Below are 14,626 nucleotides of genomic sequence, written 5' to 3'. Positions count from 1 at the left end.
TGGTAACACCGGCCTTCGCGGCCGCGATCGACGGCGGCATGATGTTGCGGTCCTCGGACGCGGCCTCCTTCAGTTCCTTCAAGGCTTGGTTCGCCGCGTCGTTGTCACGGTTCTGGCGCCAGGCCTGGAGCGCGGCGATCTGCTCGAGCTCGACCGATTCGGGGACGGTCAGAATGCCGTCGACTCCGGAGTCGAGCGGCGAGGGCTCGGTCTCGGTATAGGCGTTCACACCCACCAGGACCTGGTCGCCCCGCTCGATATCGGCCACCCGCGCCGCGTTGGAGGCGATCAGGGACTCTTTCATATAATCGATGCTCGCCACGGCCCCGCCCATAGCGTCGAGCTTGGCAAGTTCCGCGCGGGCCAGTTGCTTCAATTCCTCGACCTTCCGGTCGATCACGGCAGACCCGTCAAAGATATCCTGGTACTCGAGAAGGTCGGTCTCGTAGGCCACGATCTGCTGCAGCCGGAGCGACCATTGCTGGTCCCAGGGGCGCGGCAGGCCGAGCGCCTCGTTCCACGCGGGCAACTGGACGGCACGGGCGCGTGCCTTCTTCGACAGGGTCACCGCAAGCATCGACAGAAGAATGCGGTACACGTTGTTTTCGGGCTGCGGCTCGGTGAGACCGAGCGAATTCACCTGGACGCCATAGCGGAAGCGGCGCAGCTTGGGGTCCTCGACGCCGTAGCGATCCCGGGCGATCTCGTCCCACAGGTCCACGAACGCTCGCATCTTCGAAATCTCGGTGACGAAGCGGACGCCCGCATTCACGAAGAAGCTGATGGCCGCAACGACCCTTGGAAATCTCTCCTCGGGGACCTCGCCCGACTCTTTGACGCGGTCAAGCACCGCCTGCGCCGTGGCCAGCGCGAAGGCGAGCTCCTGCGCCGGCGTCGCGCCCGCCTCCTGCAGATGGTAGGAGCACACATTGGTCGGGTTCCATTTCGGCACTTCCCGGTTCGTGAACACGATCACGTCCTTGATGAGCCGCAAGGAGGGGTCCGGCGGGAACACATAAGTGCCGCGCGAGAGATACTCCTTGATGATGTCGTTCTGCGTCGTGCCGGTCAGCTTGGTCCGGTCCGTGCCCTGCTCGTCCGCGAGGGAGACATAGAGCGACAGCATCCAAGCCGCGGGCGCGTTGATCGTCATCGAGGTGTTCATCTCGCCAAGCGGGATGCCATCGAGCAGGGTGCGCATGTCGCCGAGATGGGACACGGGCACGCCGACCTTTCCTACTTCGCCGCGGGCCAGCTGAGAATCGGAGTCGTAGCCCGTCTGGGTCGGCAGATCGAAGGCGATGGACAGGCCCGTCTGCCCCTTGGCCAGGTTCTTCCGATAAAGTTCGTTCGAAGCCTGTGCCGTTGAATGGCCGGCATAGGTGCGGAACATCCAAGGTCTGTCGCGCATGGGCTTATCGCTGTCTGTCTTGCCGCTCATAGCTCTTGCTGAAATCGTCCCCTGTTCGTGTGCAGTGCATCGAAGCATGCCCGGCGGTTACGGGCAATACGCCGTTGGCGAGGGCGGTAAATAGCCCTTGAGGGCTCCTGAAAGCCCCAAAAACGCTGCCGGATGGTAGGATGTGGTGATCGTTTTGAACGATCTTCCTCTGGCAAGAAGCGATTCTTTTTGCTAACCCTCCTGACCGATTGAGGCAACCCTGCCAAAATTTGGGCATTTCCAAGAGAGCCCCGGCGCTTTCACCGCGGGCAGGCAGCGAAGGCTGCGGCCCGCAAATATGTTGCAGTCGCGAGATGGATCGAAGACAATTCTCGCTAATGCGAAAAGCGCCCCGAATAGATAGAGGACTGGGGGGACAACCGGATGAATGAGATGTCGATAGGTGAAGTTTCAGCGGATGCGCCAGCACCGCGCGGCGAAATCAAAGATCTTTATGAGATCGGTGAGATTCCGCCTCTCGGCCATGTGCCGAAAAACATGTATGCGTGGGCTATCCGGCAAGATCGCGAAGGTCCTCCGGATGAGGCCATGCAAGTCGAGGTGGTGCCGACCTGGGAGCTGGACTCCCATGATGTGCTCGTCCTCGTGATGGCGGCCGGCGTCAACTACAACGGCGTTTGGGCCTCGCTCGGCACACCCGTTTCGATGTTCAACGTTCATAAGAACCCGATCCACGTGGCCGGTTCGGATGCGTCGGGCATAGTGTGGGCTGTCGGCTCCAAGGTGAAGCGCTGGAAGGTCGGCGACGAAGTCGTCATCCACTGCAACCAGGACGATGGCGACGACGAAGAGTGTAACGGCGGCGATCCGATGTTCTCTACGTCTCAGCGTATCTGGGGCTACGAGACGCCCGACGGGTCGTTTGCTCAGTTCGCGCGCGTGCAGGATCGTCAGCTTCTGCCGCGGCCACAGCATCTGACTTGGGAAGAGGCGGCGTGCTACACGCTGACGCTGGCCACTTCATACCGTATGCTGTTCGGCCACCGTCCGCACACGTTGAAGCCCGGACATAATGTCCTGGTCTGGGGCGCCTCGGGCGGCCTCGGCTCAATGGCTATTCAGCTCTGCGCGACAGCCGGCGCCAACGCCATCGGCGTCGTGTCCGAAGACGACAAGCGGGACTTCGTTATGTCGCTTGGCGCCAGGGGTGTGATCAATCGTAAGGACTTCAATTGCTGGGGGCCGCTGCCGAAAGTGGGGACGCCCGAATACGACGCCTGGGCCAAGGAATGCCGCAAGTTCGGCAAGGCCATTTGGGAATTCACCGGCAAAGGCGTGAACGTGGACTGCGTGTTTGAGCATCCCGGCGAGGCGACCTTCCCGGTCTCCACCTTTGTCGTGAAGCGCGGCGGCATGGTCGTCTTCTGCGCCGGTACCACCGGCTACAACCTGACCATGGATGCGCGCTATGTGTGGATGCATCAGAAGCGTGTTCAGGGCTCGCACTTTGCGCATCTGCAGCAGGCCAGCATGGCGAATAAGCTCGTCATCGAGCGTCATGTTGATCCGTGCATGTCCGAAGTGTTCCCCTGGGAGCAAATCCCGAAGGCGCATATGCGTATGTGGAACAACGAGCATCGCCCTGGCAACATGTCGGTGCTGGTGAGCGCGCCGGTCACGGGTCTTCGGACCTTTGACGACGTGATCGAGGCGAGCGAGGAGATGCACGGCAAGTCTTAGAGATTGATCCGGGCTCTGATTTCTTTCGAGTTCGGCTGCTTTGACAGTCCATTGCACGCCCCGGACGGTAACGTCCGGGGCGTTTGCACGTTTGCCGCCGCGCTCTCCTGTTGATCCAATCGAGCCTTTGGCTCGTAATCAAGGATGTCTGATTGTTGGGATTAGCGCCTGTCATGCCGCGCCAAATCGCCAGAGTAGGCTGCGTGAGGCCGTCCAAGGCTTCGCAACGGGCTAAGCGCGCGCTCAGGACCTTACCTGGGATTTGACTCCCGCCGCCGGTCGGGGTTCGTTGTTGGAAATCTGATATTGTTAGTCTTTTGAGGAATCAGACGTTGAACGCCACCGAGACCATGACCGCCCGTTTGCTCCCCCTCCTGGATGCCGCCGCCGAGGCCGCAGGAACCCTGAATGTCGCGGCCACCGAGGCCGTGAAGGCTAAGCTCGCCCCGGGCGGCAAGATCGACAATGCCGCGCTTGAGCGTGAGCAGCATGTCGCCCACGGCCTTGCCTGGATCACGACCTACGTCGAGGGAATCCGCCAGATGGCCGATTATGCCAAGCGGTCCTCCGAGGAGAGGCGTTTCGGCGAGTTCGAGGGGCTGCTGACCCAGATCGTCGTGGGCGAATATCTGGCCCAGCTTGCCGGCGGCGTCGTCATGAGCCAGGGCGAAATCGTGCGTTTGCATGAGCTCGGCGTTTCCGACTCGGCGAAAGTCGCCTTCCTGACCGATAACGTGCTTGCGCTGATCCAGGGCGTGACGCCGGATATGCGCGCCCGTGCCGCGACGCTGATTCAAGCTGCGCAAGCTGCGGCTGTGGCTAATTTCGGCGACCCCGGACTGGACGAAACCTACGAAGAGATCCGCAATGAGATGCGGCGTTTCTCTGAAGCCGAAGTGGTGCCGTATGCGCAGGAATGGCACCTCAAGGACGAATACATCCCGCTCGAGCTGGTCAATAAGATGGCCGAACTCGGAGTGTTCTCATTGACACTGCCGGAAGAATATGGCGGCCTCGGCCTCGGCAAGGAGGCCATGTGCGTGGTCTCCGAAGAACTCTCCCGCGGCTATATCGGCGTGGGCTCGCTGGGCACTCGGTCGGAGATCGCCGAGGAGCTGATCGAGAATGGCGGCACAGACGCTCAGAAAGAGGAATGGCTGCCGAAGATTGCGAGCGGCGAAACGCTGCCCACGGCCGTTTTTACCGAGCCGAACACGGGTTCCGACCTCGCCTCGCTGACGACGCGTGCGGTCAAGGACGGGGACGTCTACAAGATCACCGGTCAGAAGACTTGGATCACCCATGCGGCTCGGGCCGATGTGATGACTGTGCTGGCGCGCACGGACCCCAACGAGAAGGGCTATCGCGGCCTGTCCATGTTCCTGGCGCCGAAGCCGCGCGGAACCGACGACAACCCGTTTCCGGCGGCCGGCATGTCCGGTGGCGAGATCGAAGTGCTCGGCTATCGCGGCATGAAGGAATTCGACATTTCCTTCGACAACTTCGAAGTGCCGGCGGCCAATCTTCTTGGCGGCGTCGAGGGCCAAGGCTTCAAACAGTTGATGCAGACATTCGAGGCGGCGCGCATCCAGACGGCGGCGCGGGCCGTGGGCGTCGCGCAGTCGGCGCTCGATATCGGTCTACGTTACGGCATGGAGCGCAACCAGTTCGGGAAGCCGATCATCAACTTCCCGCGCGTGGCCGATAAGCTCGCCATGATGGCGGCGGAGATTCTGTTCACCCGCCAGCTTACTTATTACTCGGCGCGCAAGAAGGACGCCGGCCAGCGCTGCGACCTGGAAGCGGGCATGGCCAAGCTCTTGGCCGCGCGCGTGGCCTGGGCCGCCGCCGATAATGCGCTGCAGATCCACGGCGGCAATGGTTTCGCGCTCGAATACACGGTCAGCCGGGTTCTATGCGATGCGCGCATCCTGTCGATCTTCGAGGGCGCGGCTGAAATCCAGGCTCACGTTATCGCCCGGCGTCTGCTCGAGCAATGAGTAGGGCGGCCGAGCCCGTCACCTCCAAGCGGTCGTTGATCGGGCTTGGCGTTGCATTGATCGTCTGTTTCGGTGCGTCGTTGATCGGGAGCGCATTCACGCAGCCCAATCTCGCGTGGTACGCGACGCTGGAGAAGCCGGGTTTCAACCCGCCCAATAGCATGTTCCCCATCGTGTGGACGATCCTGTTCGCGATGATGGCGGTATCGGCCTGGCTGGTCTGGCGGAGCCCTTCGGACGAGGGCGACAAGAGGACCGCGCTGACTTGGTTTGCCATCCAACTCGTCCTGAACGTGACCTGGTCGTTCGCCTTCTTCGCGATGCACAGCCCGATTGCCGGCCTCGCCGTGATTCTTTGGCTCCTTGTCGCCATCGTCCTGACAATGGTGTTCTTCGATCGGGTCAGCCGCGCGGCTGCTCTCCTGCTCGTCCCCTATCTTCTGTGGGTTGGATTTGCGACGGGGCTGAATTTTGCTTTGTGGGCGCTGAATTCCGTTGCAGGCTCCACATAAGGGAGACGGCTTGGTACAGCGTTCTATCCTCATCACCGGATGCTCTTCCGGTATAGGGCTTGCGGCAGCGACGGTCTTGAGGGATCGCGGCTGGCGCGTGTTCGCCACGGCGCGCGCGCGCGAAGACCTCGCCCGTCTCAAGGACGAGGTCGGCGTCGAAAGCCTTTATCTCGATTACACTGAGCCGGACTCGATTGCCGCGACGGCCAGTCATGTGTTGGCGGCAACGGGCGGGGCGCTCTCCGCGCTCTTCAACAACGGTGCCTATGGGCAGGCCGGCGCAGTTGAGGATGTACCCGTGCATGCGGTGCGGACCCAGTTCGAGACCAATGTCATTGGCTGGCACGACCTTACGTGTCGTGTGATTCCAGCGATGCGGGCCCAAGGGCATGGCCGTATCGTCCAATGTTCCTCGGTGCTGGGTCTTGTGGCCGCGCCCTATCGCGGTGTGTATGCCGCATCGAAATTCGCAGTTGAAGCCTTGAGCGATGCGCTCCGTATCGAGCTGAAAGGGTCCGGGATCGACGTCTCCATTATCGAGCCCGGCCCTATCGCCACACGCTTTGTCGAAACCGCCATCAAGCATTACAAGCGCAATGTCGATATGGAGAACTCTGCCCACTGCGACATCTACCGGGTGCGGCTTGCGAAGATGGAAGACGGCGGGCAGATGGCGTTCAAGCTGGAGCCGGACGCGGTTTGCAGGAAGCTCGTCCATGCCCTTGAGGCGAAGCGGCCGAAGACGCGCTATTATGTGACCGTCCCGACCTATACCGGCGCCTTTTTAAGGCGCGTATTGCCCGCCCGTGCGCTCGATTTTGTCGCGGCGAAGAACTAAAGTTGTTGGCTTGGCGCCAGTTGGCGCCCGATCACAGCCCCCAAGAGCGGGCGCGCCGGGAGGCCTTTTTGGAATACGTACTTCGCTGGATTTTGCCGTTTGCCGTGGCGCTCGTCGCAATCGTTCTGGTCTTCGGTCTGTTCAACATGCTCCGGGGCGGAAATCCCAATCTCAGCCAGAAATTGATGCGCGCGCGCGTGATTTTGCAGCTCGTCGCCCTTCTCGTTGCCATGGCGATTGCCTATCTAGCTGGAACGCGTCCCTGAAATGCGAGGTTGACCCCTTCTTGGGCAGGGCTACGCTGGTTTTTACACAGGGGGGTTTGCGTTCGGCGGGCCCTGATGCCGGGGCACAATGGTCAAGCTCAACAAGATTTATACGCGAACTGGCGATGACGGTACGACGGCGCTCGGTACGGGCGATCGTGTCGCGAAGTACGATCTGCGCGTGGAAGCCTATGGCACCGTCGACGAGACCAACGCGACCATCGGGCTCGCGCGGCTTGGTACTGGCGCGTCCGCTCCGGCACTCGATGCGATGCTGTCGCGGATTCAGAACGACCTCTTCGATCTCGGCGCTGACCTCTGTTTCCCTGAGGAAATGAAAAAAGGTGAGGCGGCGCTCAGGGTGAGCGATGCGCAGATCAAACGCCTCGAAGCCGAGATCGACGAGATGAATGACGTGCTCGACCCGCTCCGCTCGTTCGTCTTGCCTGGCGGTACGCCTGCCGCTGCGCACCTGCACCTGGCCCGCACCGTCTGCCGCCGTGCGGAGCGTTTGGTCGTTGCGCTTGCGTCTCGTCCCGACGAACCGGTCAGCACGCAAGCGGTCGGCTATATCAACCGGCTGTCGGACTTCCTATTCGTCGCGGCTCGCTACGCAAACGACAAGGGCGCTTCCGACGTGTTGTGGGTGCCTGGTCAAAACCGCTGAAGCCGAGGTCGCGCGCGTGTTCGTCCCCCTTCACGACACCAACCCTCTCAAGAAGATAAACTATCCCTATGTGACGGTGGCGCTCATCGCGCTCAATGTGGCAGCGTATGCGATCCTACAGACCGGCTGGTTCATTCCGCGTGAGGACGAGGATCTGACGGCCTTTGCGGTCGTCCCCGCTCAGCTTCTGGCGAATGCGGGCGGCGATACGGCGTTTCTCGCATCTGGGGCCATGCTGGTGCCGGAGCGGCTCACGCTCGTCTCCTATATGTTTCTGCATGGCGGGTGGATCCACCTGATCGGAAACATGCTGTTTCTGTGGGTGTTCGGCGACAATATCGAGGACGCGATGGGGCATGTGCGCTTCGTCATGTTCTATCTGATGTGCGGCATCTTTGCTGCGCTCTCGCACATCTACATGCTTCCCCGTTCAGACCTGCCGCTGATCGGTGCCTCGGGCGCCGTGGCCGGGGTCATTTCCGCCTACCTGATCCTACATCCCAGGGTGAAGGTTTGGGTCCTGGCGCTCTGGCGAATTCCCATCCGCGTCACCGCGGCCTGGGCGCTGGGCATATGGATCCTGGCCCAAGTGGCCAATCTCTTCTTCGCGAGCGAGGAGGCCGTCGCGTGGTGGGCGCATCTCGGCGGCCTGGTCGCCGGAGGCTTCCTGATACTCTTCATGCGCCGCCGCGGTGTGGTCCTTTTCGACCGCACGAGAGGCGGTGCGTAAGCGTTACGACGGCGCAGTTCGCAAGCCCAGGGCTACCATTGACTTGGGTCATTTCGGGCTTTACGGTCGCCGCCATTTCGCACGTGCGAGATATTGGCTTGGGGGCAGGTCAAACCCTGTCGGGGACCACAAAGAACCACATGAAAATCCTAGTACCTATCAAACGCGTCATTGACTATAACGTGAAGATCCGGGTGAAGTCCGACGGAAGCGGCGTCGACCTGGCCAACGTGAAAATGTCGATGAATCCTTTCTGCGAGATCGCCGTCGAGGAAGCGGTCCGCATCAAGGAACGGGGCGATTCGACCGAAGTCGTGGCCGTTTCGATCGGCGGCGCGAAGTCTCAGGATACGCTGCGGACGGCGCTTGCCATGGGTGCGGATCGCGCCATTCTGGTCAAGACCGACGAGACCGTGGAGCCGCTGGCAGTGGCCAAGGTTCTGAAGGCCGTCGTCGAGAACGAGAAGCCTGATCTCATCATCCTCGGCAAGCAGGCGATCGACGACGACAGCAATCAGACCGGGCAGATGCTGGCCGGCCTCTTGGACGTACCTCAAGGCACGTTCGCCTCGAAGGTCGAACTCGATGGCGACAGCGTGAAGGTGACGCGCGAGGTCGATGGGGGCCTTGAGACTGTCGCACTCACCAAGCCCGCCGTGATCACCACGGATTTGCGGCTGAACGAGCCGCGCTATGCCTCACTACCAAACATCATGAAGGCGAAGAAGAAGCCGATTGACGAGATGACGCCCGAGACGTTGGGTGTCGATATCGCGCCGCGGCTGAAGGTGCTCAGCGTTGAAGAGCCCAAGGCCCGCGAAGCCGGTATCAGGGTCGACGATGTCGCGACCCTTGTAGACAAACTCAAAAACGAAGCGGGGGTTCTGTAATGGCCGTCCTGCTGCTGGCAGAGCACGACAATAAGGACCTCGCGCCGACGACCGCCAAGGCGCTGACTGCTGCGCGGGCGTTCGGCGGCGACGTGAATATCCTGGTGGCCGGCCAAGCCTGCCAGGCCGTGGCCGACGAGGCCGCCAAGCTCGACGGTGTCGGTAAGGTCTTGCTGGCTGATGCGCCGCAGTTAGCTCACCAGCTCGCCGAGGATATGACCGCGACGATCTTGCCCCTCATGGCGAATTACACGGTCCTGTTGGCGCCGGCGACGACGACAGGCAAGAACGTGCTGCCGCGCGTTGCCGCGCTGCTCGATGTCGGGCAGATCTCAGATATCGTCGAAGTGAAATCGCCCGATACGTTCGTGCGGCCCATCTATGCGGGTAACGCGCTCGAAACCGTCCAGACCTCGGACAAGATCGTGGTCGCCACGGTGCGCACTACGGCTTTCGCCGCGACGGGCGAGGGCGGTTCGGCGAACGTCGAAACCGTTGGTGCGGGCGACGAGGTGCCGTCTTCCAGTTTTGTTGGCGCGGAGATTACCGAGAGCGAGCGGCCAGAACTGACCGCGGCGCGCGTAGTTATCTCCGGCGGCCGCGGCATGGAGTCCGGCGAGAATTTTGAGAAGCTCATCGCGCCGGTCGCAGATCGGCTTGGGGCCGCCATCGGCGCCTCCCGTGCGGCGGTGGATTCCGGCTATATGCCCAACGACTACCAGGTTGGACAGACGGGCAAGGTGGTCGCCCCTGAGCTCTATGTCGCCGTCGGTATCTCGGGCGCCATTCAGCATCTCGCGGGCATGAAGGACTCCAAGGTGATCGTTGCGATCAACAAGGATGCCGAAGCCCCGATTATCCAGGTCGCGGACTATGCTCTCGTCGGCGATTTGTTCGAAGTTTTGCCCGAGCTCAATGACGAATTAAAAAAAGCAGGCTACGGAGACTAGGCACGCACCGTGGTAGCGTGTCGTACATGGCAAAGAACGATGCTCGGATCGGTTTGTTGCCGGCCCGGTTTCAAAGTAGGAGCGTAGAGTGGAGCCTATTCGTAAAGTGGGCGTCGTTGGCGCGGGCCAGATGGGGCGTGGCATCGCGCATGTGGTCGCGCTGGGCGGCTACGATGTAGCCATCAACGACATTTCCAAGGACGCGTTCGATGTGGCAATCGAGGCCATCGACAAAAACCTGACGCGCCAGGTTTCCAAGGGAAAGATCAGCGAAGAAACCAAGGATCAGGCTCTTGGCAGGATCTCGTTCGCGGAGACATACGAGGCCTTCTCGGACGTGGACCTTATGGTCGAGGCGGCCACCGAAGACGAAACGGTCAAGCGCAAGATTTTCGTCGCGGTCTGCCCGTTCCTGAAGCCCGACGCGATTCTCGCCACGAACACGTCCTCCATTTCCATCACGCGCCTCGCCGCCACCACGGACCGCCCTGAACGCTTCATCGGCATGCATTTCATGAACCCGGTTCCGGTCATGGAGTTGGTCGAGATGATCCGCGGCATCGCTACGGACGATGCGACATTTGCGCGCGCCAAGGAACTTGTGGCCTCGCTGGGCAAGACCATGGCGGTGTCAGAAGATTTTCCGGCCTTCATGGTCAACCGCATTCTGCTGCCGATGATCAACGAGGCGGTCTACACGCTCTACGAGGGCGTCGGTTCCGTGGACGCGATCGACACGGCCATGCGGCTTGGTGCGAACCATCCGATGGGGCCGTTGCAGCTTGCCGACTTCATCGGGCTCGACACTTGCTTGTCGATCATGCAGGTCCTGTATGAGGGGCTCGCCGATTCTAAATACCGGCCGTGCCCGTTACTCGTGAAATATGTCGAAGCTGGTTGGCTGGGACGAAAGACCAATCGCGGTTTCTACGACTATCGTGGCGACGAGCCGATGCCGACACGCTAGGGTGTGGCGCTGTCCTGTCTTTCTTGGGAGTGAAGCGATTAGGTCATCTTCTTCACCTTTGGTCGGCCTATTGGTGGCTTTCGGTTTGCTGGTTGCGAACCAAGGCGCGCTCGCCGCCTGCGATCCTGAAAATGCTCTTTATGAAGACGACTTCGAATTTCTCGATGTGTCCTGGGGAGCCGCCGACGACAGCATTCTCGTCGACGATGGTGCGCTCGTCATCAAGGGCTCCGGCGGGGTCGTCAATCTTGAGACGAAGACGGCGGGCGCCGCGATCTGTGTTGATGTGAGCGTCGCCGAAGCACCGAACGTAGCCGACAGTCCTGCAGGTCTCGTGTTCTGGTGGCAGGATTGGAAGAACTACTACTCCGTCTTCGTCTGGGCCGACGGCTGGATTGAGGTGCGGCGTATGTCGGACGGCAAGTCTAAAACGCTATTCACCCAGGAAGCGGGCGCGCTTAAGACGGGCGCCGGTGCGGTGAACAGCCTAGAACTGACTCTGCAACCGAAAGACGCGACCCTCTCCGTCAATGCGACGGAGGTTCGGCGTTTCAAGGTGAAGCGTCCCAAGGACGGCGGCGCGGTAGGTCTTTACGGCATTTCGCCGGACGACGCGCCCGCCACATTCACCTTCGACACTTTCATCGTCAACGAGCGCTAGCCCGAACGGCCCAGCCAAGACGCTAGCGCCCGAAGAGCCAATCTTCGAAGCTGGCGCGGCTTGTTCTGGTGTCGGTAGCGGCATCCATGCGCGGCGCCTGGGCTGGTTTGGCTCTATGAGGCACTGTCATCGCGGTCCTGCCGTCGGGCCCCGCCGACAGTAGAGGCGCACGCAAGTTCTTCTGTGCCGATCGCGACAGAGACTGCCGCGGCGTATTCGGGTCCGTCGCATGTGGGCTTGCCGTTGCAGGCGAGCGCGCGCCATCCGGCCTATCGTTCTGGGTCATGCGTGCCGGCAAAGTGGACTTGTCCGAGGCGCGCGCGGTGCGAAGCTTCGGCGCGGACGGGCGCAGGTCGGGCGCTTCGGTGGCCCGCGTTGCGCGCTCTTGTCCCAGCTGAGCTCGAGGCGCGCGGTCTGGGTAGCTGCTCCACCCATGGGAGCCAGTCTGCGCTTCAGCGGCAGCGGGGTCCGGCGCGCCAAAACTCAGCGCCATTGCCGTAGGGAACGCCATAAGAGCCATCTTTTGCATCGCTGCTTCTTACGTGCGCTGGCCCCTTCCGGCAAGCGTTGGGGCGCAAAAGGTGGCGGGCAATTCTCCGCTCGTAATGCCCATCTCCCACGTGAATGCTCAATGAATGGCCCGATCAGTTTCGGTTCAGCGCTGCTTTGCGAGACTGATCATCAGGAGAGGTAGGACTTCCGCTCAGCCGATTGAAGCCCGCGCCGAGCTAGGGAAAGGCGCGACCCTGCGAAACAGTTTCAGAGTAAAGGATGATCCCATGTAGCAGATGGCTCTCAAGATTGCCGCCTTCGTCGCGATTTGCGCCGCCAGTGCCGGTGCCGCCGGTGCGGCGAGCACGACCTTGTCGGGCGATGTCCTGCGTAACGCCGTTTCGGACAACACCGTCGTGCTCAAGATTTCCGGTTTCGAACTGCCGATCCGGTATTCCTAGCGCGGAACCATGACCGGCCGCATGAGCACTTTCGCCGCGGCATTCTCCGGCAGCAATGGCGGGTCAGACCACGGGAAATGGTGGGTGAAAGGCCACAAGCTTTGCCAGAAATGGTCCAACTGGGTGGACGGCGCGACCTATTGCTACGCGCTCAGCGAGCAGGAAAAGAACATCGTGCGCTGGGTTCGCAGTGACTGCCGGTCGGGCACAGCGCGAATCGCCGGATAGACCAAGCGTCCTTTCTCTCCACCCGCATCCTGGCCGGCGTCCTTAAGGGCGCCGGCCCTATTTTGTTGGGAGGCCGAAACCCCCGGTGCCCTAGGTCGTGCTGCGCCTTGGCGCGTTCGAAAGTGTATCGGATAGGTTCTCAAGCTGCGCTTCGATCCGTTTCAGACGCACATCGATCGACGGCGCCGTGATGGGATTTTCGCTCGCGATCATCTCGGGCGCAGGTGTGTTGTTCGCTTCGATCTTCTCGTGCTCGCTCTGCAGCGTCTGGATTACGATGCCGATCATCATGTTCAAGAAAATGAAGGCAACCAAAAAGATGAAGCTGAGATAGAAAATCCAGCTCAACGGGTAGACCTCCATGGTCTCGTACATCACGTCGGTCCAATCCTCGAACGTGGCCACGCGGAACAGGGTCAGCATGGCGATGGAGATATTGCCCCAGAGCACCGGATTGATCTCGCTAAAGAAGATGCTCCCGGCCGCGCCATAGATGTAGAAGATGATGAACATCAAGAGAGACACGTAGCCCATGCGCGGGATGGCCTGCAGGAGAGCGTTCAGCAGCACCTGCAGTTCCGGGATCATCGATACGAGCCGTAGGACGCGGAAAATACGTAGGAGGCGTCCCAAAAGTGCCATCTCGCTTTCGTCGATCGGAATGAGGCTCGCGGTCACGATCACGAAGTCGAAGATGTTCCACCCTTTGGAGAAGAACCGCTTCAGGTTGGGCTCCGCGGCAATCCGGATCAGGATCTCGACCAGAAAAAAGATCGTGACGGCGTAGTCGAGACCCTTGAGCGCGGCGGTGAGGTTTGGCCCCAGCGGGTAGGTGCCGATCCCAACCTTGAGCGCGGAGATCACGATGATGGCGATCACGAACAACTCGAAGAGCTTGTTGCTACGAATATCGATAAAGAATTTTCTCAGACCGGAGGCCCAGTCCATCGTTGTCTTGTCGCTCATGCGTCTCTCTGTCTCGGACCCTTGGTGGCAGTGCAGTGATTGGCGATCCTAGTGAGGATTGTGGTTGAAAGCCGTATGACGGTGCGCGTGTCTCCTCTTAGTCCGTATGGGCCATGGTGGTCTAGATACGATGGAAGCGCTCGGTGATGACCGATGACAGCTGCGATAAAGCTCTTGAAGAGTTCAATCGGTGCAAACTGGAAGTAGCCGATGCGTTTAGTGCCTTGGCTCCCTTGGCTGCGGCCTTCGCGTTTTTGGTGTTCGTTTTCCGTAACGGTCGGCATTCTGGTGCTGACGCTCACAATGCTCGGGACGCCGATCGCGCCCCTTAAGTCGACGCTGCTCCTCAGCGTGGCTGTCGTGGTGGCTCTGCCTGGTCGCCTATGCTGCGTGGCAGAAGGTCAAAGAGAGGCGGATGCAGGCCTATGCGGCGGTGCAGGGCAAATGCCCCGCCGAGCGGAGGCTGCCGCCCCCCCTCGTGAGGCGCGAGGACGTTTAGCGCCTGTCGTGCCACTAGGACGAGAGGCCGCGCTTAAGGTCGTCGAGCGTCAGGGCCGGAACAATGTCGATCGCAGCATCGAGCGCGGCAAACTTCGGCTCGTTGAATTTTGGCAATGACCGCCTCGATGGCCTGGCCTAGGCTGCCGTCCCAATAGGCTTCGTTCCCCCGTTCGACGGGAATTGAGAATCGCATCATGACCCGCAGTGCCGGACCCTCCTTCTGCACGGTTCACCCTATCCAATGCACTGCGCAGGGGAATGAATTGGATGAAAAATCTTGCGGGGCAGATTGTTATGAATCTGTCATTGAGGCGGTCTAGGGTCTGAACTTCCCTGACTATTGTCTGGTCCACAA

At 60.9% G+C, this 14,626-nt stretch carries 15 protein-coding genes; 13 read left to right on the top strand and 2 right to left on the bottom strand.

What is annotated here, in order from left to right; all coding sequences use genetic code 11:
- A partial coding sequence (locus tag WBQ77_RS05765; protein WP_424059322.1) for a methylmalonyl-CoA mutase family protein occupies positions 1–1,441 on the bottom strand: 1,441 nt, incomplete at its 3' end.
- A gap of 384 nt (positions 1,442–1,825) precedes the next feature.
- Here WBQ77_RS05765 and ccrA point away from each other — a divergent pair.
- From ccrA to WBQ77_RS05700, 13 genes are all read left to right on the top strand, one after another.
- Positions 1,826–3,142: a crotonyl-CoA carboxylase/reductase gene (gene ccrA, locus WBQ77_RS05760; RefSeq protein WP_424041715.1), complete on the top strand. Its 1,317-nt coding sequence runs from the start codon at positions 1,826–1,828 to the stop codon at positions 3,140–3,142.
- A gap of 350 nt (positions 3,143–3,492) precedes the next feature.
- Positions 3,493–5,142, top strand: a complete 1,650-nt coding sequence (locus WBQ77_RS05755; RefSeq protein WP_424041716.1) for an acyl-CoA dehydrogenase family protein — start codon at positions 3,493–3,495, stop codon at positions 5,140–5,142.
- Positions 5,139–5,654, top strand: coding sequence for a TspO/MBR family protein (locus WBQ77_RS05750; protein ID WP_424041718.1), 516 nt, complete (start codon positions 5,139–5,141; stop codon positions 5,652–5,654). The genes WBQ77_RS05755 and WBQ77_RS05750 overlap by 4 nt, the downstream gene beginning before the upstream one ends.
- Positions 5,655–5,664: 10 nt before the next feature.
- Positions 5,665–6,492: an SDR family oxidoreductase gene (locus tag WBQ77_RS05745; RefSeq protein ID WP_424059320.1), complete on the top strand. Its 828-nt coding sequence runs from the start codon at positions 5,665–5,667 to the stop codon at positions 6,490–6,492.
- Positions 6,493–6,560: 68 nt separating this feature from the next.
- The gene (locus WBQ77_RS05740; protein WP_424041722.1) at positions 6,561–6,758 is read left to right on the top strand and encodes a twin transmembrane helix small protein; all 198 of its coding nucleotides are present in this window, start codon (positions 6,561–6,563) and stop codon (positions 6,756–6,758) included.
- 88 nt (positions 6,759–6,846) lie between these two features.
- Positions 6,847–7,425, top strand: coding sequence for a cob(I)yrinic acid a,c-diamide adenosyltransferase (locus WBQ77_RS05735; RefSeq protein ID WP_424041723.1), 579 nt, complete (start codon positions 6,847–6,849; stop codon positions 7,423–7,425).
- 16 nt (positions 7,426–7,441) lie between these two features.
- Positions 7,442–8,155 carry a rhomboid family intramembrane serine protease gene (locus tag WBQ77_RS05730; protein ID WP_424041724.1) on the top strand — a complete coding sequence of 238 codons (714 nt, stop codon included), beginning with the start codon at positions 7,442–7,444 and terminating at the stop codon, positions 8,153–8,155.
- Between the two features lie 140 nt (positions 8,156–8,295).
- The gene (locus WBQ77_RS05725) at positions 8,296–9,045 is read left to right on the top strand and encodes an electron transfer flavoprotein subunit beta/FixA family protein (RefSeq protein WP_424041730.1); all 750 of its coding nucleotides are present in this window, start codon (positions 8,296–8,298) and stop codon (positions 9,043–9,045) included.
- Positions 9,045–9,995: an electron transfer flavoprotein subunit alpha/FixB family protein gene (locus WBQ77_RS05720; protein WP_424041725.1), complete on the top strand. Its 951-nt coding sequence runs from the start codon at positions 9,045–9,047 to the stop codon at positions 9,993–9,995. Before WBQ77_RS05725 ends, WBQ77_RS05720 begins: the two co-directional genes overlap by 1 nt.
- 88 nt (positions 9,996–10,083) lie before the next feature.
- Entirely contained in the window at positions 10,084–10,962 is an 879-nt protein-coding gene (locus tag WBQ77_RS05715; protein WP_424041726.1) for a 3-hydroxybutyryl-CoA dehydrogenase, read from the top strand.
- A 73-nt stretch (positions 10,963–11,035) separates the two neighbouring features.
- Positions 11,036–11,623, top strand: coding sequence for a hypothetical protein (locus tag WBQ77_RS05710; protein ID WP_424059318.1), 588 nt, complete (start codon positions 11,036–11,038; stop codon positions 11,621–11,623).
- A gap of 788 nt (positions 11,624–12,411) precedes the next feature.
- Entirely contained in the window at positions 12,412–12,576 is a 165-nt protein-coding gene (locus WBQ77_RS05705; protein ID WP_424042520.1) for a hypothetical protein, read from the top strand.
- A gap of 21 nt (positions 12,577–12,597) precedes the next feature.
- A complete protein-coding gene (locus WBQ77_RS05700; RefSeq protein ID WP_424042521.1) occupies positions 12,598–12,804 on the top strand; it encodes a hypothetical protein in 207 nt (68 codons plus the stop codon).
- A gap of 90 nt (positions 12,805–12,894) precedes the next feature.
- Here WBQ77_RS05700 and WBQ77_RS05695 read toward each other — a convergent pair whose 3' ends face one another.
- Positions 12,895–13,770: an ion transporter gene (locus tag WBQ77_RS05695; RefSeq protein WP_424042522.1), complete on the bottom strand. Its 876-nt coding sequence runs from the start codon at positions 13,768–13,770 to the stop codon at positions 12,895–12,897.
- Between the last annotated feature and the right edge of the window lie 856 nt (positions 13,771–14,626).

Source organism: Methyloceanibacter sp. (assembly GCF_049590335.1).
GTDB lineage: Bacteria > Pseudomonadota > Alphaproteobacteria > Rhizobiales > Methyloligellaceae > Methyloceanibacter.
Note: the sequence above shows the minus strand (reverse complement) of the source record. Positions and strands in the feature narration are given on the sequence as shown.

Bases quoted from the DNA above. Each gene is read 5' to 3' on its own strand.
- WBQ77_RS05750 (WP_424041718.1), top strand. From the start codon at position 5,139: ATGAGTAGGGCGGCCGAGCCCGTCACCTCCAAGCGGTCGTTGATCGGG.
- WBQ77_RS05755 (WP_424041716.1), top strand. From the start codon at position 3,493: ATGACCGCCCGTTTGCTCCCCCTCCTGGATGCCGCCGCCGAGGCCGCA.
- WBQ77_RS05720 (WP_424041725.1), top strand. From the start codon at position 9,045: ATGGCCGTCCTGCTGCTGGCAGAGCACGACAATAAGGACCTCGCGCCG.
- WBQ77_RS05725 (WP_424041730.1), top strand. From the start codon at position 8,296: ATGAAAATCCTAGTACCTATCAAACGCGTCATTGACTATAACGTGAAG.
- ccrA (WP_424041715.1), top strand. From the start codon at position 1,826: ATGAATGAGATGTCGATAGGTGAAGTTTCAGCGGATGCGCCAGCACCG.
- WBQ77_RS05700 (WP_424042521.1), top strand. From the start codon at position 12,598: ATGAGCACTTTCGCCGCGGCATTCTCCGGCAGCAATGGCGGGTCAGAC.
- WBQ77_RS05695 (WP_424042522.1), bottom strand. From the start codon at position 13,770: ATGAGCGACAAGACAACGATGGACTGGGCCTCCGGTCTGAGAAAATTC.
- WBQ77_RS05735 (WP_424041723.1), top strand. From the start codon at position 6,847: ATGGTCAAGCTCAACAAGATTTATACGCGAACTGGCGATGACGGTACG.
- WBQ77_RS05705 (WP_424042520.1), top strand. From the start codon at position 12,412: ATGGCTCTCAAGATTGCCGCCTTCGTCGCGATTTGCGCCGCCAGTGCC.